Origin of the sequence: Novosphingobium sp. KCTC 2891 (genome assembly GCF_025938155.1) — a bacterium.
In the GTDB taxonomy this organism is placed as follows: domain Bacteria; phylum Pseudomonadota; class Alphaproteobacteria; order Sphingomonadales; family Sphingomonadaceae; genus Novosphingobium.
In genome coordinates, this window is the sequence record NZ_JAPCZG010000014.1 from 30,517 (window position 1) to 48,762 (window position 18,246).

The 18,246-nt window shown below is 66.8% G+C and carries 19 protein-coding genes; 7 read left to right on the forward strand and 12 right to left on the reverse strand.

Annotated features, from left to right (window positions below; genetic code table 11):
* Nucleotides 1-49 precede the first annotated feature (49 nt).
* Together OLX02_RS18315 and OLX02_RS18320 are read left to right on the forward strand one after the other, a co-directional pair.
* Nucleotides 50-469, forward strand: a complete 420-nt coding sequence (locus OLX02_RS18315; protein WP_264425159.1) for a Zn-ribbon domain-containing OB-fold protein — start codon at nt 50-52, stop codon at nt 467-469.
* Nucleotides 469-1,641 (forward strand): thiolase C-terminal domain-containing protein, encoded by a 1,173-nt coding sequence (locus OLX02_RS18320; protein ID WP_264425161.1) that lies wholly within the window; start codon nt 469-471, stop codon nt 1,639-1,641. The genes OLX02_RS18315 and OLX02_RS18320 overlap by 1 nt, the downstream gene beginning before the upstream one ends.
* Here the strand turns inward: OLX02_RS18320 and OLX02_RS18325 are convergent.
* The 12 genes from OLX02_RS18325 to OLX02_RS18380 all read right to left on the reverse strand — a co-directional run bounded on the left by OLX02_RS18325 (nt 1,628) and on the right by OLX02_RS18380 (nt 13,905).
* Complete coding sequence (locus OLX02_RS18325; RefSeq protein WP_264425163.1) at nt 1,628-2,977, reverse strand: amidohydrolase family protein; 1,350 nt, start codon at nt 2,975-2,977, stop codon at nt 1,628-1,630. The genes OLX02_RS18320 and OLX02_RS18325 overlap by 14 nt on opposite strands.
* The gene (locus OLX02_RS18330; protein WP_264425165.1) at nt 2,974-3,897 is read right to left on the reverse strand and encodes a CoA transferase; all 924 of its coding nucleotides are present in this window, start codon (nt 3,895-3,897) and stop codon (nt 2,974-2,976) included. Before OLX02_RS18330 ends, OLX02_RS18325 begins: the two co-directional genes overlap by 4 nt.
* Nucleotides 3,894-4,883 carry an enoyl-CoA hydratase/isomerase family protein gene (locus tag OLX02_RS18335; protein ID WP_264425167.1) on the reverse strand — a complete coding sequence of 330 codons (990 nt, stop codon included), beginning with the start codon at nt 4,881-4,883 and terminating at the stop codon, nt 3,894-3,896. Before OLX02_RS18335 ends, OLX02_RS18330 begins: the two co-directional genes overlap by 4 nt.
* Before the next feature lie 27 nt (nt 4,884-4,910).
* Nucleotides 4,911-6,140 (reverse strand): CaiB/BaiF CoA transferase family protein, encoded by a 1,230-nt coding sequence (locus tag OLX02_RS18340; RefSeq protein WP_264425169.1) that lies wholly within the window; start codon nt 6,138-6,140, stop codon nt 4,911-4,913.
* A gap of 17 nt (nt 6,141-6,157) precedes the next feature.
* Nucleotides 6,158-7,633 carry an aldehyde dehydrogenase family protein gene (locus OLX02_RS18345; RefSeq protein WP_264425170.1) on the reverse strand — a complete coding sequence of 492 codons (1,476 nt, stop codon included), beginning with the start codon at nt 7,631-7,633 and terminating at the stop codon, nt 6,158-6,160.
* 11 nt (nt 7,634-7,644) lie between these two features.
* Nucleotides 7,645-8,913, reverse strand: coding sequence for a cytochrome P450 (locus tag OLX02_RS18350; protein WP_264425172.1), 1,269 nt, complete (start codon nt 8,911-8,913; stop codon nt 7,645-7,647).
* Nucleotides 8,910-9,269, reverse strand: a complete 360-nt coding sequence (locus tag OLX02_RS18355; protein WP_264425173.1) for a DUF1475 domain-containing protein — start codon at nt 9,267-9,269, stop codon at nt 8,910-8,912. Before OLX02_RS18355 ends, OLX02_RS18350 begins: the two co-directional genes overlap by 4 nt.
* A 14-nt stretch (nt 9,270-9,283) precedes the next feature.
* Nucleotides 9,284-10,597, reverse strand: coding sequence for an amidohydrolase family protein (locus tag OLX02_RS18360; protein ID WP_264425176.1), 1,314 nt, complete (start codon nt 10,595-10,597; stop codon nt 9,284-9,286).
* A 184-nt stretch (nt 10,598-10,781) separates the two neighbouring features.
* Complete coding sequence (locus OLX02_RS18365) at nt 10,782-11,567, reverse strand: FadR/GntR family transcriptional regulator (protein ID WP_264425178.1); 786 nt, start codon at nt 11,565-11,567, stop codon at nt 10,782-10,784.
* A 103-nt stretch (nt 11,568-11,670) separates the two neighbouring features.
* Nucleotides 11,671-12,531: an SDR family NAD(P)-dependent oxidoreductase gene (locus OLX02_RS18370; protein WP_264425179.1), complete on the reverse strand. Its 861-nt coding sequence runs from the start codon at nt 12,529-12,531 to the stop codon at nt 11,671-11,673.
* The gene (locus tag OLX02_RS18375) at nt 12,524-13,024 is read right to left on the reverse strand and encodes an SDR family oxidoreductase (RefSeq protein WP_264425180.1); all 501 of its coding nucleotides are present in this window, start codon (nt 13,022-13,024) and stop codon (nt 12,524-12,526) included. Before OLX02_RS18375 ends, OLX02_RS18370 begins: the two co-directional genes overlap by 8 nt.
* Nucleotides 13,024-13,905, reverse strand: a complete 882-nt coding sequence (locus OLX02_RS18380; protein ID WP_264425182.1) for an SDR family oxidoreductase — start codon at nt 13,903-13,905, stop codon at nt 13,024-13,026. The genes OLX02_RS18375 and OLX02_RS18380 overlap by 1 nt, the downstream gene beginning before the upstream one ends.
* A gap of 129 nt (nt 13,906-14,034) precedes the next feature.
* On the opposite strand from OLX02_RS18380, the gene OLX02_RS18385 reads away from it, so the two are divergent.
* The 5 genes from OLX02_RS18385 to OLX02_RS18405 are packed head-to-tail and all read left to right on the forward strand — an operon-like array spanning nt 14,035 to nt 18,245.
* On the forward strand, nt 14,035-14,478 hold the full coding sequence (locus OLX02_RS18385; RefSeq protein ID WP_264425184.1) for a nuclear transport factor 2 family protein: 444 nt from the start codon (nt 14,035-14,037) through the stop codon (nt 14,476-14,478).
* Nucleotides 14,479-14,522: 44 nt separating this feature from the next.
* A complete protein-coding gene (locus OLX02_RS18390; protein ID WP_264425187.1) occupies nt 14,523-14,981 on the forward strand; it encodes a MarR family winged helix-turn-helix transcriptional regulator in 459 nt (152 codons plus the stop codon).
* Nucleotides 14,978-16,045 (forward strand): phosphotransferase family protein, encoded by a 1,068-nt coding sequence (locus OLX02_RS18395; protein ID WP_264425188.1) that lies wholly within the window; start codon nt 14,978-14,980, stop codon nt 16,043-16,045. The genes OLX02_RS18390 and OLX02_RS18395 overlap by 4 nt, the downstream gene beginning before the upstream one ends.
* Nucleotides 16,046-16,059: 14 nt before the next feature.
* Nucleotides 16,060-17,355: an acyl-CoA dehydrogenase family protein gene (locus tag OLX02_RS18400; RefSeq protein WP_264425190.1), complete on the forward strand. Its 1,296-nt coding sequence runs from the start codon at nt 16,060-16,062 to the stop codon at nt 17,353-17,355.
* A gap of 23 nt (nt 17,356-17,378) precedes the next feature.
* A complete protein-coding gene (locus OLX02_RS18405) occupies nt 17,379-18,245 on the forward strand; it encodes an SDR family oxidoreductase (RefSeq protein WP_264425196.1) in 867 nt (288 codons plus the stop codon).
* Nucleotide 18,246: the final 1 nt, after the last annotated feature.

Consider the following 18,246-nt stretch of genomic DNA (forward strand, 5'->3'; position numbering starts at 1 on the left):
TTGACATATCATCAATAATTATTCCATTGGCATCGCCCGGAGAAGACTTGTGCGCCCCTTGCCCGAATTGACCGCCGAAAGCTCCGCCTTCTGGACCGGTGGTGAACGCGGAGACCTGATGATCGCGTTCTGCGATGCCTGCGCGCGGGCAATCCATCCCCCACAGGTCGTGTGCCCCACCTGCCTTTCGCGCAGCGTCACCGCGCGCGCGGTTGCAGGCACCGGAACGGTCTACACCTGCACCGTCAACCACCAGCCGTGGGTGCCCGACATGCAGGTGCCATTCGCGATTGCGGTGGTCGATGTCGATGGCGCGCCCGGCATACGAGTAACCGCGCCGGTCACGGGCGGCGACCCCGCCGCCGTGCGGATCGGCCAGCGCATGGCGATCCGCTTCGAACCGGCCGACGGCGTGTGGCTGCCGCTGTGGCACAGGCTTGGCCATGATCCGGACGGGGAGGGCGCGTGATGGCCATGGCCAAGGCAACGATCACCGGCACCGGCATGTCCGACATCGGCCGCAACACCCATCGCCCGGCCATGCATCATCTGGCCGAAGCGACCGAGCGCGCGCTGGCCCGCGCCGGGCTGACGCTGGCGGATATCGACGGTCTCTGCACCTATCCCGGCAAGGCAGACAATTCGCCCGGCATGTCGCCGCTGGGCACAGGCGAAGTGCGAGGCGCACTCGGCCTGCAAACGCGATGGCACTGCGCCGTGCCCGATGGCCCGGCGCAGATGGCCCCGATCATGGTCGCCGCCATGGCGGTGATGACCGGGCAGGCACGCCATGTGCTGTGCTTTCGCGCGCTGACCGAAAGTTCGTCGCAAGGCGTAGGGCGCCGCGCCAGCGTGGCAGGCGCGGGCAAGGCGCAGATCGGCGGCTGGCTGAGCTGGCTGGTGCCGGTGGGCGCGATGTCGGCGGCCAACTGGGCGGGCTGGATGGCCACTCGCTATTTCCACGAATTCGGCATGACGCGCGACCATCTGGGCATGGTGGCCACCGGCCAGCGCGCGTTTGCGCTGGCCAACCCCGCCGCCGTGATGCGCAAGCCGCTGACCCTGGAGGACTATCACGCCGCGCGGATGATCTCCGACCCGCTCGGCCTGTTTGATTGCGACGTGCCGATCGATGGCGCGGCGGTGGTGATCGTCTCTGCCGCCGATGCCGCGGCCGATTGCCGCCTGCCGCCGTTGCGGATCGAGGCGATGGGATCGGCATTGCGCTCGTCTGAAAGCTGGGACCAGCGCCCCGACCTCACCACCATGGGCGCGCACGATGCCGCCGCAGACTTGTGGGCGCGCACCGATTTCAAGCCGGGCAATGCCGATGTGCTGGCGCTCTACGACGGGTTCTCGATCTTCGTGCCGCTGTGGCTCGAAGCCTTGGGATTCTGCGGGCATGGCGAAGCCAAGGACTTCATCACGGCGGGGAACATCGGGCCGGGCGGACGCTTTCCCGTCAACACCGGCGGCGGGCAGTTGTCGGGCGGGCGCCTCCACGGCTTCGGCCTGCTGCACGAAGCCTGCCTGCAATTGTGGGGCGAGGCGGACGGGCGGCAGGTAGCCGATGCACGCACCGCCGTGTGCGGCATGGGCGGTGGGTTCATTGCCGGAGCGATGCTGCTCAACCGCGACTGAAGGCGACCTCCCCCCCGATCAGGGTGCGCTGCACGCGCTCTGCGGTCAGGTCAGCGAACACTTCGACCATAGTCCCGGCGCAGACGATCAGGTCGGCCGGCGCACCCGGCGCGATTGTCCCGGCGCAATAGAGCGCCAGCGCGGCAGACGCGGACAGCCGCTCGTCGGGGGCGAGCACATGGCCGTCCGCCGTCCTGCGATCGCGCGCGCTGCGCATCCCGAGCCAGGGATCGACACCGGCGTACGGCGCATCGGACCCGGCCCGCAGCGCAATGCCCGCGCGCGCGAGGCTGGCGGCGGGATAGAGCTCCGCGTGCTGCTCTGCCGCGATGGTGGCGCGGTAGCGGTCGCCGCGATCGTGGAGGAAAGCGGGGTTGGTCACCACCGTCAACCCGGCCGCGGCAATCTCGGGCACAAAGCTTGCCGGGATCATCCCGCCATGCTCGATCCGGTCACCGGGCTGTGCGCCACCGCCGATGGCGAGCGCGGCAAGGAACAGCGCGAGTTCGCCTTCCGTAACGCAATGCGCGGCAACCGCACGCCCGGCATGGCGCGCCCAGGAAATGCGTGCGGCCAGTGCGTCGGGTTGTGGCGGGGCGGCCTCGTCGATCAGCAGTTTCAGCGGCCCCAGCGTGTAGCCTGCTCCGCGGCCTCCTGCCCCACTGCCCAGCGCCTCGCTGCCCATCAGCACCAGTCGCTGCGGCAGCGCCCCCACCAGCAGCCCCGCCTCGACCGGGCCATTGTGCGCGCCGGCGTCGGTCAGCGCAGTCAGGCCGAGCGCGGCCAGTTCTCCGCCGAGCACGGCGAGGTCCGGCACCGCTTGCGGCAACGCGGCGGCGAGCCACTGGTCCTCGCGCCAGAACCGCCCGGTGGCGCGCCCGCTGGCGTCGCGTTCGGCACCGCGCGGCAGCGCCCGATCGACCAGCAGCGCCAACGCGGCGGAGTTGAGCACGCGCAGGGCGCCGGTGCGGTCGGCCAGGCGGAGCGGGCGGTCGGGCGACCAACGATCAAGCAGCGCGGCATCGGGAAGGCCCGCCGCGCGTTCGTCATAGTCGGTCGCGCGCAGCCAAGGGCCGGGCGGCGCGGCGGCCAGTGCGGCGTGTACGGCATCGGCCGTGACGAGGCCCGCCAGACTGACCGAATGGCGGCGCGCGGCCAGCGCCAGCAGGTGCAGGTGGTGGTCGTGCAGGCCGGGCAGGAGGACGCCGCCGCGCCCGTCGATCTCGTCATCGCCCCGGGGCAAGCGGGGACCGACCGCAGCGATCCGGCCATCGGCCAGCGCAACATCGACCAGCGCCCCGCCCCACGGGCGCACCGCGCGCAGCACCAGCGTCACGCCAGTGCTCGCGCATAAGCGGCGGCGACTGGTGCCATCGCCATGTCGATCAGCCCGCGCTGGCCCGACAGCACCGCCAGCGCGACTTCCAGCCCGGTGAGCGGATCGGCCAGCGCATCGCCCACGAAACGGGGGGCCGTACCTTCGTAGGCCACCAGCCCGCCCGCAGCCGCGCAATCGTCGCCAAAACCGACGCGATCGGCGCCAGGCCCGGTGAAACCATGCGCGGTAATGGCCACCCAGGTCAGGTGGGGGAAGCGATCGGGCACGAGCCCCAGCCGGGCCAGCGCGGCGGCGCGGCCGCTGGTCACCACCGCATCGGCTTGCGCGAGCTGGTCCAGCAACGCCGCACGGCCGGTCGGCGTCCGTAAGTCCAGCGCCAGCCGGGCCTTGCCGCCGTTGATCCGCGCATCCAGCAGCGGCGAGCCGGCCGCGGTCGGATCGGGACGGCCAAGGCTGTCTATCCGCAGCACGTGTGCGCCTGCGCGCGCCAGCAGCCCGGCGCACAATGGCCCTGCCCACAGCGCCGACAGGTCCACCACTCTGGCAGGCGCTGCCGTGCCGCCCGGCGGCGCGAGAGGGCGTGGCGCAGCCTCCCCGACCACGGCAACCGGCAATTGCAGCTCGGCCGCGCGGTGGCAGAAGGATTGCGCGGTGCTGGCGTACGCAGCCTGTTCGACCGCGCGCCACGATGTGTCCGATGTTCCGGTCAGCGCCGGGACGAGGTCGACATCATCGGCGCGGGCGAGATTGAGCGCGATCCAGCCGTCGCGCGCCGCGATCATCCGGCAGGCACCGTTGGCCGAAACTGCGCCGGGCGGTGCCAATCCGCCGGGCGCGTCGCGCGCGAGCAGGTCGGCCGGGCTGAGCCCCAAGCCAACAAGGCGCGATTCCAGCAGCGCGCGAAGCCGTGCGATCATGCCGCGATCTCGTGAATCAGGCCCCAGTCGAGCGCCTGATGTGCGCCCATGCGAAACCCGCCCAGCGCCAGCCACAGCAAGCGGTGCCGACCGACCGCGCGGCCGATGCTGACCGTTCCGCCCGCGCCGGGGATCAATCCCATGCGCAGTTCGGGCAGTTGCACGATGAGATCGGGGGCGCCGACACGATGCGCCGCCGCTGCGGCCACCTCGATTCCCGAGCCGATGCAGGCCCCGTGCAACCGCGCCGTCGCGCGGTTCCCGAGCCGGTGCAGCAGCCGCGCGCAGGAACGCTGGGTGCGGATAACGTGCGCACGGGCAACGTCCCGCGCGATGCCGAATTCGGCAAGGTCGCCACCGGTCGAAAAGCACGGCCCCGCGCCGCGCAGGTCCAGCGAGGGCCGACTGGGATCTTCGAGCACGTTGGCCAGAGCCTCGAACAGCGCATCGCGCATCTCGGCGGTCATGGCGTTGCGGTTGCCGGGCGACGACAAGGTCAGCGTCACGTGGTCGTCGATGCGGGCATATGTGACCGGGAGGGCTTCCTGCGGGCCGGATTTCGGCCGCGCGGCCGTGGCCAGCCAGTGCTGGAATTCGCCGCCGCCGAGCAGGGTGGAATAGGCCAGCGATTCAAGTTCCAGCGCCGCTTCGAAGTCTATGCCCGCGCCCATCCGCACGGTCCGCGCCAGCAGCGCGGCGGCCACCGGCGCACTGGCGACCGAGGCCCGGACGCTGGCGAGTTGTCCATCGAGCCGGGTCGGCGCGATGCTGACCCACGGCGCAGGCGCGGCCGGGCAGATCGTCACCAGTGCATCGAAGCGCGCCGGATCGAGCGAGGGCAAAAGACCGGCGCGATCGACCGCGATGCAGATCGCGCCTTGCGGCAAGACCGATTCCACCTGCGCGGCATCGACCAGCACCAGTGGCGATCCGTTCAGCGGCGACAGGGCTTCGGCGCCAAACAGGTCGGAATGGGAGGACGGCATTTCCGGTCCATCCCCCAATCCGGCGCGTCAGGCAATGGCGCCCTTGGCCTTAAGGTCCTCGATCCGGTCCCAGTCCAACCCGATCTCCATCAGGAACAGTTCGGTATGCTCGCTGGCTTCGGGCGCGCGGGTGTTGGTGGCGGGCTGCTTGTCAAACTGCACCGGGTTGGCCACCAGCTTGATCGGTGCGCCGCCGTCCGCGCTTTCGACTTCGAAGATCAGGCCATTGGCCTGAACCTGCTCGTCGTGCTCGATGTCGGCGGGCGACTGGTAGGCAGCCCACTGCCCCTTCATCGTCTGGAGATGCTGCGTCCAGTAGGCGAAGGGCTGCGCGGCCATGGCCCGCTTGACTTCGGCATGGGCGGCAACCGAATTTTCCCACAGCTTATCGATCGTCGAGAAACGTTCGTCGCTGGCAAGCTCGGCGAGGCCGAGGTGGGCAAAGGTATCGGCGATCAGCGGCGCGGGCGACAGGACGGTCAGGTTGATGAACCCGCCATCGCTGGTCCTGAACACACCCATGAACGGATTGCTGCCGACCACATCGCGCCCCGGCAGCGCATTGGCGAAAGGATTGACCTGCAGTTCCATGCACACGTCGATGCTGCAAGCGGTCGCCCAGATGCCCGAGGACAGCAGCGAGACATCGACCTCGGTCGGCTTGCCTGTACGCTCGCGGTGGAACAGGGCAGCGGCGATGCCGCCAGCGATGTTCATGCCGCCGATGGTATCGCCATAGGCCGGTCCGGGCTGGGTCAGCGGGCCTTCCAGCTCTCGCGGGGTGACCAGCACGGCCGAACCGCCCCGCGCCCAATAGGCGGTTGAATCGAAGCCCCCCTTGTCGCGTTCCGGCCCTTTTTCGCCGAACGCGGAGCCGCGCACATAGATGATGTCGGGATTTGCGGCGCGCAGGTGCTCGACATCGATGCCTAGCTTCTGCCGTGCCGACGGCAGGTAATTGGTCAGGAACACGTCGCAGGTCCTGGCAATGGCGTAGAGCAGATTTCGGCCTTCCTCGGTCGAGATGTCGATGCCGACGCTGCGCTTGCCGCGATTGGGGTGCTGCATCAGCGAACTGCGCTGGGGATTGACCGCCAGCCGTTGCAGTTCCTTGATCCCGCGCTGCGCATCGCCGCGCACGGGGTGTTCGATCTTGATCACGTCGGCACCCCAGTCGGTCAGCACCGCCCCTGCGGCCGGTACGAACGTGAACTGCGCGACTTCCAGCACGCGCACGCCTTCCATTACCCTCGTCATGTCCCGTTTCCTTGTCGTCAGGCGGCGTGGAAGCTGATCACCTTCTGGTAGGTGAATTCGTTGAGGCCTTCCTCGCCATATTCGCGGCCGTAGCCCGAGCGTTTGATCCCGCCGAACGGTGCATCGGACAGCATGGTGCCGCCCCCGCCGTTGATCGAAACCGAGCCGGTGCGGATGCGCAGCGCCATGTCGAATGCCTTGCCCGCATCGGCCGAACATATCCCGCCCGACAGGCCGAAGTCGCTGGCATTGGCGAGCGCGATGGCTTCGTCATCATCGTCAAAGCCGATCACCGCGCCGATCGGTCCGAACACTTCCTCCTGCGCGAGGCGACTGTCGTTGCGGACGTTGTCGAACAGGGTCGGCTGGAAGAAGAAGCCCTTGTCGAACCCTTGCGGCCGCTGGCCACCGGCAACCAGCGTCGCGCCTTCGTCCTGCGCGATCGCGACGTAGCGTTCGGTGCGCACGCGGGCGACGTCGCGGATCAGCGGGCCATAGCTGACCGACGGATCGGCGGGGTTGCCGATCTTGAGATGCCCCAGCATGGCCTGCAAGGTGGCGACGAATTGCGGCCGCACCGCGTTGTCCACCAGCAGCCGGGTGGTGAGCGCGCAGCCCTGCCCGCAATGGATGGTGAAGCCCCCCAGCGCCGCCATCGCCGCGTCCTGGATATTGGCGTCCGCGCGCACGATCAGCGCGGACTTGCCGCCCAGTTCCATAACGATGCGCTTGAGCGTCGGCGCGCCCTGCGCCTGGATCATCTCACCCACCTTGTCCGATCCGGTGAAGTGCACAAGATCGACGCGCCGATCGGTGGTGAGCAGTTTGCCCGCCTCGACATCGCCGGTGACGATGTTCAGCACGCCCCTGGGCAGGCCGACCGCCTCGGCGATCTCGCCCAGGATCAGCGCCTGCATCGGCGTGTAGGGCGATGGCTTGAGCACCACGGTACAGCCGACCACCAGCGCGGGCACGACTTTGCCGATATTGAGGAAGAACGGGAAGTTGTAGGCCGAGATCGCCGCCACCACGCCCACCGGCTCGCGGCTGACCACGCCCGTGCCGAGCGTCGTCGTGCCTTGCGCGTTGGGCGTCAGTTCGACCGGCAGCGAGGTGATGGCGGGTCGGCTCGCCACGTCCACCGAGCGGCGCGCGTGCTTCATCGGAATGCCGTATTGCAGGAACTCGGCAAGCATCCGCGTGGCCCCGGCCTCGGCGACGATCATGTCGACGATTTCAGCCTTGCGCGCGTCGATCGCGTCGAGAAAGCGCGTCATCAGCGCCTGTCGCCGGGACATCGGCAGTTGCGGCCAGTCGGTGTGGTCGAAAGCGTGGCGCGCAGCCGCGATGGCGGCGTCGACCTGCTCGGCGCTGCCGACCGGTGCCTCGATCAGCAGGTTTTCGTCGGCCGGGTTGATGACCGCTTCGCGCAGCACAGTCGGGTGCCAGGCGCCGTCGATGTAGAGGCTGTCAGGATATTTCAGGAATGCCATGAATTCAGTCCTCACTTGGATGCAGGCACGTTCCACACGATCGGCAGGTGGCGGATCGAGAGCAGTCCGGGGACGACGGTGGTGTCGGTGCCGGGCTTGATCGCGAACGGCTGCGGAATACGGGTGAACCATTCTTCCAGCAGCACCCGCAATTCGCGCCGCGCCAGATGCGCGCCAAGACACAAGTGCACGCCGCCCGACAGGGTGAAGTGGCGGTTGGCCGTGCGTGTGGGTTCGAACCGGCGGGGGGCGTCGAACTGGCCCGGGTCGAAATTGCCCGAGCTGTTGAAGACCGAAACCCAGTCGCCTTCCTTGATGTGCACGCCGTGCCAGGTGAAGTCGCGCTTCACGCGGCGGCCAGAGTTGACCAGCGGTTGTACCCGCAGGAATTCCTCGACCGCGGTGGGAATGATCGCCGGGTTGTCACAGATGCGCGCCTGCAAGGCCGGGTCCATCCCCAGCCTGCGAAACATCTGGCTGACCGACGAGGCCACCGTATCCAGCCCGCCCAGCCACAGGAACCAGGTCATGCCCAGCACCTCTTCGGGGGTGAGCGGGCGGTCTTCGATGCGGCCATTGGCGATGTAGCTGCCCAGGGTCGCATCGGGCGCGGCCTGCTTCTCGGCGATAAATCCTCGCAGATACGCCAGAATGCCGCCCACCGCCGCCGCCTTGGTGGCGATGGCCGGTTCGTGCAGGATGTCCCATTCCCAGTCGAGGAACTGGTCGAACATGGCGAAGGGAAAGCCCATAAGATCAAGAAACACGCGCACCGGGAAGACCCGGCCGAAATCGTGCGCGATGTCGACTTCGCCGCGTTCGGCAAAGGCACCGATCATCTCGCCGATGATCCCCCGGATTCGCGGTTCCATGCGTTTCATCGCCACCGGGGTGAACCACGGATTGAGGAACTTGCGATACTTGCCATGGTTGGGCGGATCGATACCCAGCGGGATCGACGGCCAATGCTCGCCCGCCAGCATCTGGAACTGCGCGACGCCCTCGGTCGAGAACAGCGCGTTGTCTTCATAGACGCGGCGGATGTCCTCGTACCGGGTGACCACCCATGCGCCGTGCTGGTTGCCGCTGGTCGGCCAGGGATAATAGTGGATGCGCGGGAACGCCGGATCGCGCAGCGCGTCGGTCGGCGCATAGGGGTCAGCCAGATCGTTGGCGATCTGGCCGTTGGCAAAGCGCGTATCGAGCACCAGTTCGGGCGGAACGTGCGCCGGGACTGCGGGAGCATCGGCGGGCGCGCGCAGGATGGCGGCGGCGCTCATCTTGTGCCGCCCTGGCCGGGGTAGTGGCGGCCCAGCAGCACCGCTGCCACGTTGCCCCGCAGCCGGACCGACTGGACCAGCAGGTAGAGGAACGTGAACACGCCGCCGCCCAGCACCGCCAGCACCACGAACAGGGCCCCCAGCCAGCGCGACGAGGCATGCCAGGCCATCCAGGCCGCCACGACCAGCAGGTGAAAGCCGAAATCGACGTTGAATTGCGCCCTCCACGGGTGCGCCATGTCGCCGAAGAACACGTCCCCGGCCTTGTCCCAGCCAAGCGCCTGCCCTGCTTGAAGCGTTACGTAGAACAGCGCCAGCCACATCGCGGCCAAAGCCACGCGCGATAGATTGGTCATCACCCCGTCTCCTGTCAGGCCGAGGCGAACATGCGCTCGATGTCACCTGAAGTGACCGGCCGCCGCGCCTTGCCGATCGCATCCATGCTGTCGGTCTTGAGCCCGCCAAGGTTGTGGCGCGGCGACACGTCCACGTCCTTGCCCAGTTCACGCAAGTGGCCGACCGTGCAGTTGGCGCGCCCGCCGTTGAGCGCAAAGGCATCGAAGCTGTATTCGCGCATGACGTTGGCGTGGGTGATCTTGTCGATTACGGCGCGATCCAGCCCGTTGACCGAGGCCCAGAGGTATTCGGGCACATTCGGCCAGACCGTGTCCGAGTGCGGATAATCGCATTCGTAGGCGACCATGTCGGCGTTCATGTAGTCGAGATTTTTCACGCCGAACTGGTCGTCGATGAAGCACGAGATGATGTGTCGCTTGAACACATCGGACGGGCGCTCGCTGGCGAAATCGCTGAACGTCCATTCGTGGTGGTGTGCGTACGTGAAATCGGCGCGTTCGAGGAAATAGGGCACCCAGCCGATCCCGCCTTCGGACAGCGCCATGCGCAGATCGGGATACCGCTTCCAGAAGTTGGCGAAGGTCCAGTCGGCCGCGGAATTGGCGATCGAGATCGGCATGGCGGTTATCCACGCATCGATCGGGCTTTCGCTGCTGGGATGAATCGCCCGCGCGCCAGTGCCGATGTGGCAGTTGATCACCATCTTCAGGTCGGCGCAGGCCTTCCAGAACGGCTCCCAGTATTCGTTGTGGATACTGGGCAGGCCGATGTTGGCCGGATTGTCCGAGAACGACACCGCGTGCACGCCCAAGGCGCTCATGCGCTTTAGTTCGCGGACCGTTTCGTCGATATCCCACGCGGGCACCAGACACATGGGGATGAAGCGGCCCGGCGCGCTGGCGCACCACTCCTGCACGTGCCAGTCGTTCCACGCACGGCACGCCAGCAGGGCCTCGTCCTTGTCCTGCTTGGCCATCCCTACGAACACCCCGCCGGCAAAGCCGGGCATCGTGGGAAAGTTGAGCGAGGCAAGCACGCCATTGACGTTCATGTCATCGACGCGCCGCGCCGGATCATACGTGCCGGGGCGCAACTGGTCGAAGGTGGTCGGCTCCATCCCGTATTCGCTGCGCGGGCGGCCGACGACGGCATTCAGGCCGATCGTTGGATAGCGTTGGCCGTTCCACTGCCAGACGTCCTTGCCCTTGTCCTGCACGATGCGCGGAGCACGATCCTTCCGGCCCTTGGGATAGTGGCGGACGAAGGCATCGGCCGGTTCAATGGCGTGATCGTCGATGCTGATCAGCACCATGTCTTCCATATTCATGGCATGTCTCCCGCAAGTGTGGTCACGGCTTGGTTCGCGACTCAATAACTGATGATACGTCAATTAATCACAGGGGACGCAGCAAGGCAACAGGCGATTGCGGGGGTGGCGCGCACGCGAAAAGGCCGCGCAACCCCAGCGGGGCGCGCGGCCAGATGTCTGCTCTGCCTTGGGATTTCGGTGTTTAGCTGCCGATTGAATCGACGACCCGGTTACCCTCGCCCTCGCTCGTCCAGGTCGCGTTGGCATTGTTGAGGTGCAGTCGCCAGTGCGCCACAGCGTCCTCGACCGCGCCGGCGTCGATCAGGTCGAGCACCTTCTGGTAAGAGCGCAGGCCCGCACGATGGCTCTTCCGCCGGGTTTCCTGTGAACGCGGATGGCGCTTCTGGAAATCGCGCTGGTGCTTGCCAGCGAGGTTGATCAGCATCCGGCTCATGAAGGTGATGGTCTTGAGGCCGCTGGCCGCCACCAGCGCCTGATGGAACACCTCGACCTTGTCGATAAAGTCCTCGTGCCGGTCCTCGCTGAGCAATTGCTCCATCTCGGCCAGGATCATGCGCAAACGCTCGGTCGCCTGCCCGCCCCGGTCGGTTGCCAGCCAGCGGACGACCGTAGGCTCGATCGCCAGCCGCGCCTGATACAGATCGGCGATGGTCGTGCCCTGCGCTTCGAGCACATAGCCCGCATAGCGCGAAACCAGATCGACAGACGGCTTGTGCACCTTGGCACCGGTACGCGAGCCGCGCACCACGCTGATCAGGCCTTCGGATTCAAGGATGCGAAACGCTTCGCGCAAGGTGGGCCGCGAAATGCCGAGGCTGTCCATCAGTTGGCCTTCGGGCGGCAGCGCATCGCCTTCGTTCAGTTCGCCGCGCACGATCTGGGCACGGATCTTGTCCGCTACCAGTTCGCTGGTCTTGGGAACATGGATCCGCTGGGAGCCGATCTCCTCGTTCGAACCAAGCAACATTACGCATTTCCCTCGGATTCATGGGCGAACCGGCATGGCTCAGTCTGTCACCGGTAGTGACCCTGGTGACATAACTGAAGCCGTTTCCTCAACCCTTGCGGTTTTATCCACCAAAAGACAGCCCTTCGTTCAAGGTCCACTGGCCGTTGCGTCCCCGGACCCAGCCCCCGCCGGCCCAGGTGCCGCCATCGACCGGCAACACCACGCCGGTCACGTAGCTGGCAAGTGGCGAGCACAGGAACGCCGCCGCATGGCCGCATTCGCGATCCACCCCTTCTCGCCCGAGCGGAATGACGCGATTCATCGCATCGACCTCCTCGGCGCTGCGCTGGCGCCACTTGGCCGGATCGACCGGACCGGTGCGATTGCCCATGGATCCGGGCGAAACCGTGTGATCGGGCGCGAGGCAGTTGACGCGGATGTGATGGGCCGACAGTTCCAGCGCCATCGACTTGGTAAAGCTGACCATCCCCGCCTTGCACGCGGCATAAACCGCAAAGTTTGGTGCCGCACGCTCCGCTTCGATCGACGCCACGTTGAGGATCACTCCGCCCCTCCTTTCGCGGATCATGACCGGCGCGGTCGCGTGGATCGCCGCCAGCATCGACACGAGGTTGATGTCGATATGACGGCGCCAGCTGCGGTCGCTTTGTTCCAGAAAAGGCCGCGTGGCCACCCCGCCGACGTTGTTGACCAGGATGTCGATCCGCCCGAAACGGGCATCGGCTTGCGCGATCCCGGCGCGCAATGCGTCGGTATCCATCGCATCGCCCGCCAGCGGCAACGCCTGTCGCCCCAGGTCGCGCACTGCCGCAGCCGCTTCCTCGGCACGTTCGGGAATGACCTCGAAGATCGCCACGTCCGCGCCTGCCTCGGCCAGCGCCAGTGCGATCGCGCGACCGATCCCCCCACCGCCGCCGGTGACGAATGCCACTTGCCCTTCCAGCTTCCCCAGATCAGTCATCTAGCCCGATCCCGATGACCGCACCGGTTACATAGGCCGCGTAGTCGCTGGCGAGATAAGCGACGACATTGCCCAGTGTGGGGGTCTGCGCGAAGGTCAGGACGGCGTTGACCCGGATGCCGTCGCGCGCCCATTCCACCCCCAGCGTCTTGGTCAGATTGCCCAATGCGCCGGCGGCGGCGGCGTGATCGCTGCCCAGCGCCTGTTCGGGCGCACCGATGAAAATCACGGCACCGCCCATGCCCGCAGTGCGTCGTTCAATGGCAAAGTCACGGGCCAGTGCAAAGCGTCGGTCGAGCCCGGCGTCGAGCGTCGCGCGCCATTCCTCGTAGCGCATTTCATGCGCCGCCCGATCGACAGGTGGGGCGATGACATGAACCAGAATGTCGCAGTCGCCCGCATCCACCAGCCTGGCGCCCTGCGCTTCGAGCGCGGTCGCGATTGCCGGACTGGTGCCCACCAGTCGAACGGTACGATTTTCGAGCCAGCCCATCAGCGCCACCCCCACGGGCCTTCCGCCCTTTCGCGAGGCGGGATGAAGTCGGGCATCATCAGCGAACGGCGCAGGCTCTCCCCACCGTCCTGCACGATCACCTGTCCGGTCATGCCTGCGAACAGCGGGGTGGCGGTCATCGCCGAGAGCCATCCGAATTCATGAATCGATCCGGTGCGCCCAGCCGGAATCATGGCCTGCAAGGCTTCGATCCCGGCTTCGCGGCGCCCGGCGTTCGAGGTTTCATGCGGGAAGAACCCCGCGGCAACCGCATTCACCCGGATGCCATGCCCCGCCCAATCGCGCGCTAGTTTGTGCACCATGGTCGCCTGCGCCGTCTTGGCTGCGGCGGAGTGCGCGTCACCGGGAAAGCCGGTCCAGATATATTGCGCCGAATTGATCACGATTGCCCCGCCTTCACCGCGCGCGATCCGCCGCCGGGCAAATTCGGTGGAGCACAGGAACGTACCGTCGATGGCAATGCGGGTCACCGCGTTCCACGCATTGTTCGATATGTCTTCGGCCAGCACTGGAAAGTTGGCGCCGGCGTTGTTGGCCAGCAGGCTGACAGGGCCCAGCACGCGCTCGGCCTCGTCGAAGGCCGCGGCGACCTGTGCGGGGTGACGGACATCGCAGGCGATCGGGTGCGTGGCAACGCCCAGTTCGGCAATCTGCGCCGCGCCCTGCTGCGCGCGATCGATGTTGCGGCCGACAACCGCCACTTGCGCACCGCCTTGCGCAAAGGCCATCGCCATCGCCAGCCCCATGCCCGATCCGCCTCCGGTGACCAGCACGGTCTGCCCGGCAAAGATGTCATCCGGATAGGGTGGTTGCGCAAACGGCGGCGGCATTGCCACGCGGTGGTGGGCAGGTACGGGCATTGGGGCATCCTCCTGTGCACAAGGGTTGCGCGGTGCCCGCCGCCGTGTCAACACATAGATAACTTGGTTATATAGGATGAGGCATGAATTCCCGTTCCTTCAACGCGCCTGGCCAGAAACGCGATGCCCGTGGCTGAAGCTCGCCCCGATCTCGTCGCAGACCGCGACGCCATCCGCCATCTCCTCGCCCAGTACACGTATGCCGGCGATCGCGGGCAGCTGGACAAACTGGCCGCGTGCTTTACTGCTGACGGCGTTCTGGAATTTCCGGGCGCTTCCGTCGCCGGGCCAGAAGCCATCGCGCGGGCGCTGACCCAAGGCGCGGGTCCGCGTGCGCCTTCCCCCGGCTTCGTGCGCCATCATATCACCAATCCCCTGATCGAGACCGACGGCAGCGTGGCGCAGGCTCGCAGCTACTTCACCGTCTATACCGCGATCGGCCCGGATCACAGCGGCAGCTACCTCGACCGGCTGGTGCGCACGCCCGAGGGCTGGCGTTTTGCGCATCGCAGAGTGCTGGTCGACTGGCAAAGCCCGCAGTCGCGATTCCGGCCGATGGTGACGCGCCCCTGACCGAGTCATTTGACACAATAGTTCCATTTAGACACCATGGTTCCATGATCGATTCGCATTCCCCCCCTATCCGCCTGCTCGACGCGCTGGCACGCCTGCAAGGCCGACTGCGCGGTGCCTTTGCGCCAGCGCAGGAAGGCTCCGGGCTGGCCGAAATGGAACACACCGTGCTGGCGGCGGTGACCGGCGCCCGAATGCCGCCGACCGTCCCCCAGATCGGGCGTTCGCTCGGCCATCCCCGGCAGGTCATCCAGCGGGCCGCCAACGCCTTGCGCGACAAGGCCCTGATCGCCTTTGTCGACAACCCCGAGCACAAGCGCGCGAACCTGCTGGTCGCAACGCCAGCAGGAACCGCGCTGCAAACCGAAGCCAATCGCAAGGCCGAGGCCATCTCGGAGCAGATCATGCGCCATTGCGATGCGGCACGGCTGGCCAGGGTAATCGACGAAATCGAGGCCATCCGCGCCGAGCTGGACGCCGCAGCACGAGGAACCCTGCCGTGACCGTATCCTCCGAACTGGCCGACCCCGAGCGGCTGACCGCCTGGCTCGACGCGAACGTCCCCGACCTTGGCGATGCGCCACTGCGCATAGCGCACTTGCACGGCGGCACGTCGAACGTGATCCTCACCCTAGATCGCGGCGGCCCCGCCCAGATGGTCCTGCGCCGCCCCCCGGCCACGCCCCCGCCGGGCAGCGACAAGAGCGTGCTGCGCGAAGCACGCGTGCTGGCGGCGCTGAACGGCACCGCCGTGCCCCATCCCCACTGCCACGGCGTGTGCGCCGATCCTGCGGTCATCGGCGCGCCGTTCTATGTGATGGAGCGCGTCCAGGGCTGGGCCGCCGAGTTGCGCGACGGCCGCATCCACAACCGCGCTCCGTTCGACAGCGCGCCCAGCGAATACGGCATCGCCTTCGCGATGATTGATGGCCTGATCGCGCTGGCCAATGTCGATTACAAAGCGGTGGGACTGGCCGACTTCGGCCGGGCGGATGGCTTCCTGGAGCGGCAGGTGGATCGCTGGGAGAGCCAGATCAAGAGCTATTCGCAGCTCTACGCCTATACCTACCGCGACATTCCCGGCTTCGCCTATGCGCGCGACTGGTTGCGGGCCAACATTCCTGACGATTTCCGCGCAGGCATTATCCATGGCGATGTCGGCACGCCCAACGCCCTGTTCACGTTCGATCGACCGGCGCGGCTGACCGCGTTGATCGACTGGGAGCTTTCGACGATTGGCGATCCGCTGATCGACCTTGCCTGGTTCACCAGCAAGCTGCGCGACGAAGACCGACCGGGCGAAATCGACCCGCACGCACTCTACCCGCTGGCCAATTTCCCGACGCGGCAGGAACTGGCCCGTTACTATGCCGCAGGCACCGGGCGTGACCTGAGCAACTTCGATTATTACTGCGTGTTGGCACTCCACAAGGCCGGCTGCATCCTGGAATACAAGGTCGCGCAAAGCGCGGCCGGTATCCTGCCCCCCGAAACCGGTCAGTTCTTCGACCGACTGGTGCAATCGAGCTTTGCCCGGGCCGAACAGCTTTGCCGCAAGGCATCTTGAGGAAACCAGCCCCCATGTGGACATTCCAGACCGATCCCGCGTTCCAGGCCCAGCTCGACTGGATGATGGACTTCGTGCGCACCAAAGTCGAACCGCTCGACTATCGCTTCCCCGGCCATGGCGCGCCCTATGACGTCACCAATGCCGAGAGCCGCGCTGCCATAAAGCCCCTGCAGGACGAAGTGCGAAGGCGCGGCCTGTGGGCCTGCCACCTTGGCCCGCATCTTGGCGGGCCGGGCTATGGTCAGGTCATGCTGGCGCTGATGAACGAAATTCTCGGCCGGTCCTATTGGGCGCCGACCGTGTTCGGCACCGCCGCACCCGATACCGGCAATGCCGAAATCCTGGCCATGTTCGGCACAGAAGCGCAGAAAGCGCGGTATTTGCAGCCACTGATGGACGGCGACATCGTGTCGTGCTTTTCGATGACCGAGCCGCAGGCCGGTGCCGATCCCAAGGAGTTCGTGTGCAAGGCCTGGCAGGATGACGATGGCTGGGTGATCGAGGGCGAGAAGTGGTTTTCTTCCAACGCCCGCTACGCCGCGTTCCTGATCGTGATGGCGGTGACCAATCCGGAAAACCCGCCCCACGCGCGGATGAGCATGTTCATCGTGCCCACCGATACGCCCGGTGTCGAAATCGTCCGCAATGTCAGGATCATGGGCGACAATCCCGAAGGTGACGACGGTTCGGCCGCGGGCGGCATTCACGCCTACATCCGCTATGACCGGGTGAGGGTGCCGTTTGACGCGATGCTTGGCCAGCCCGGCGAAGGCTTCAAGGTCGCACAGGCGCGGCTCGGTGGCGGGCGCGTCCACCATGCGATGCGCACCGTGGGCAAGTGCCAGCGCGCACTCGATATGATGGTCGAACGGGCCAACTCCCGACGGACCCAGGGCCGCCTGCTGGGCGAACACCAGTTCGTGCAAGGCATGATCGCCGACAGCTGGATCGAACTCGAACAATTCCGGCTGCTGGTGATGAAGACCGCATGGGTCATCGACGAGTTCGAGGCCGGTCGTCCGGTGCCGGTCGCCCCGCGTACCCTGATAGCGATGTGCAAGGTGCAGATGGCCAAAGTCTACCACGACATCATCCAGCGCGCGATCCATGTGCACGGCAGCCTGGGCGTAACCCTTGAGCTGCCGCTCGCCGACTGGTGGGGCGGCGTGGCGAGCCTCGCGCTGGCCGACGGCCCGACCGAAGTGCACAAGGCGCAAGTGGCAAAGGCGCTGCTCAAGAATGGGCCGGTCGCGCCGGGGTTGTTCCCGAGCGAGCACATTCCCATGCGCATGGCGTCGCACGGTTGACTGTCTTGGCCACAGGAGGAAGCATGATCGACTGGAAGAACAAATTCGTGGTCGTTACCGGCGCCGGGTCGGGAATTGGCCGGGCGATGGCGGTCGCTTTGGTCGCAAGCGGCGCGCGGGTGCTGGCCTGCGACATCGTCGAACCCGCCCTGCTCAGCCTTGCCGACGAACTGGGGGATGCGGTGCAGACTCATGTCTGCGATATGGCCGATCCGTTGGCGATCGAAGCACTGGGAGCGGCAGCCGTTGAGCAATTCGGCACGATCGATGCGGTTTTTGCCAATGCCGGGGTGATCGCCAATGGGCCGCTGATCAAGGCCAGCGTGGCGGAGTTCGACTGGGTGTTCGGGGTCAATGTCCGCGGCGCCTGGGCGACGATGTCCACGTTTGCGCGGATCATGCTGCAACAGGATAGCGGCGGGCGGATCTGCGTGACCGCGTCGGAACACGCGCTGGGCCTGCAACACGCCGGGGCCGGGATCTACACCGCCAGCAAGCACGCGGTGCTGGGCCTTGCCGACGTGCTGCGGGCCGAACTCCCCCCGAACATCGGCATCTCCGTGTTCTGCCCCGGCCTTGTCGCAACCGATCTGGGCAATGCCCCCCGCCCCGACGGCGTCGCCGTGCCGGGCGAGCGCCAGCGCGCATTGGGAAAGGCGGTCCAGTCACAAGGCATGCCCGCAAGCCTTGCCGCGCAAGCCGCGTTGGACGGCACCGCGCGCGGCGATTTCCTGATCGTCACCCATGCCAACGCGCTTGCAGCAGCGCAGCGTCGCGCGGCTGAGATCGAAGCGGCCTTTGCCGCACAGGCCCCTGCCAGCGGTGACGTCGCGCGCTATGACGTGAATCGCATCGTCAGCGAAATACTGGCGGCGCAGAAAGGAAGCTGAG

Excerpts from the sequence above, each read along its gene's own strand:
- OLX02_RS18390 (WP_264425187.1), top strand. The coding sequence starts at position 14,523 with ATGATCGATTCGCATTCCCCCCCTATCCGCCTGCTCGACGCGCTGGCA.
- OLX02_RS18405 (WP_264425196.1), top strand. The coding sequence starts at position 17,379 with ATGATCGACTGGAAGAACAAATTCGTGGTCGTTACCGGCGCCGGGTCG.
- OLX02_RS18330 (WP_264425165.1), bottom strand. The coding sequence starts at position 3,897 with ATGATCGCACGGCTTCGCGCGCTGCTGGAATCGCGCCTTGTTGGCTTG.
- OLX02_RS18370 (WP_264425179.1), bottom strand. The coding sequence starts at position 12,531 with ATGACTGATCTGGGGAAGCTGGAAGGGCAAGTGGCATTCGTCACCGGC.
- OLX02_RS18360 (WP_264425176.1), bottom strand. The coding sequence starts at position 10,597 with ATGAATATGGAAGACATGGTGCTGATCAGCATCGACGATCACGCCATT.
- OLX02_RS18320 (WP_264425161.1), top strand. The coding sequence starts at position 469 with ATGGCCATGGCCAAGGCAACGATCACCGGCACCGGCATGTCCGACATC.
- OLX02_RS18350 (WP_264425172.1), bottom strand. The coding sequence starts at position 8,913 with ATGAGCGCCGCCGCCATCCTGCGCGCGCCCGCCGATGCTCCCGCAGTC.
- OLX02_RS18375 (WP_264425180.1), bottom strand. The coding sequence starts at position 13,024 with ATGGGCTGGCTCGAAAATCGTACCGTTCGACTGGTGGGCACCAGTCCG.
- OLX02_RS18340 (WP_264425169.1), bottom strand. The coding sequence starts at position 6,140 with ATGACGAGGGTAATGGAAGGCGTGCGCGTGCTGGAAGTCGCGCAGTTC.
- OLX02_RS18345 (WP_264425170.1), bottom strand. The coding sequence starts at position 7,633 with ATGGCATTCCTGAAATATCCTGACAGCCTCTACATCGACGGCGCCTGG.
- OLX02_RS18380 (WP_264425182.1), bottom strand. The coding sequence starts at position 13,905 with ATGCCCGTACCTGCCCACCACCGCGTGGCAATGCCGCCGCCGTTTGCG.
- OLX02_RS18400 (WP_264425190.1), top strand. The coding sequence starts at position 16,060 with ATGTGGACATTCCAGACCGATCCCGCGTTCCAGGCCCAGCTCGACTGG.
- OLX02_RS18335 (WP_264425167.1), bottom strand. The coding sequence starts at position 4,883 with ATGCCGTCCTCCCATTCCGACCTGTTTGGCGCCGAAGCCCTGTCGCCG.
- OLX02_RS18365 (WP_264425178.1), bottom strand. The coding sequence starts at position 11,567 with ATGTTGCTTGGTTCGAACGAGGAGATCGGCTCCCAGCGGATCCATGTT.
- OLX02_RS18355 (WP_264425173.1), bottom strand. The coding sequence starts at position 9,269 with ATGACCAATCTATCGCGCGTGGCTTTGGCCGCGATGTGGCTGGCGCTG.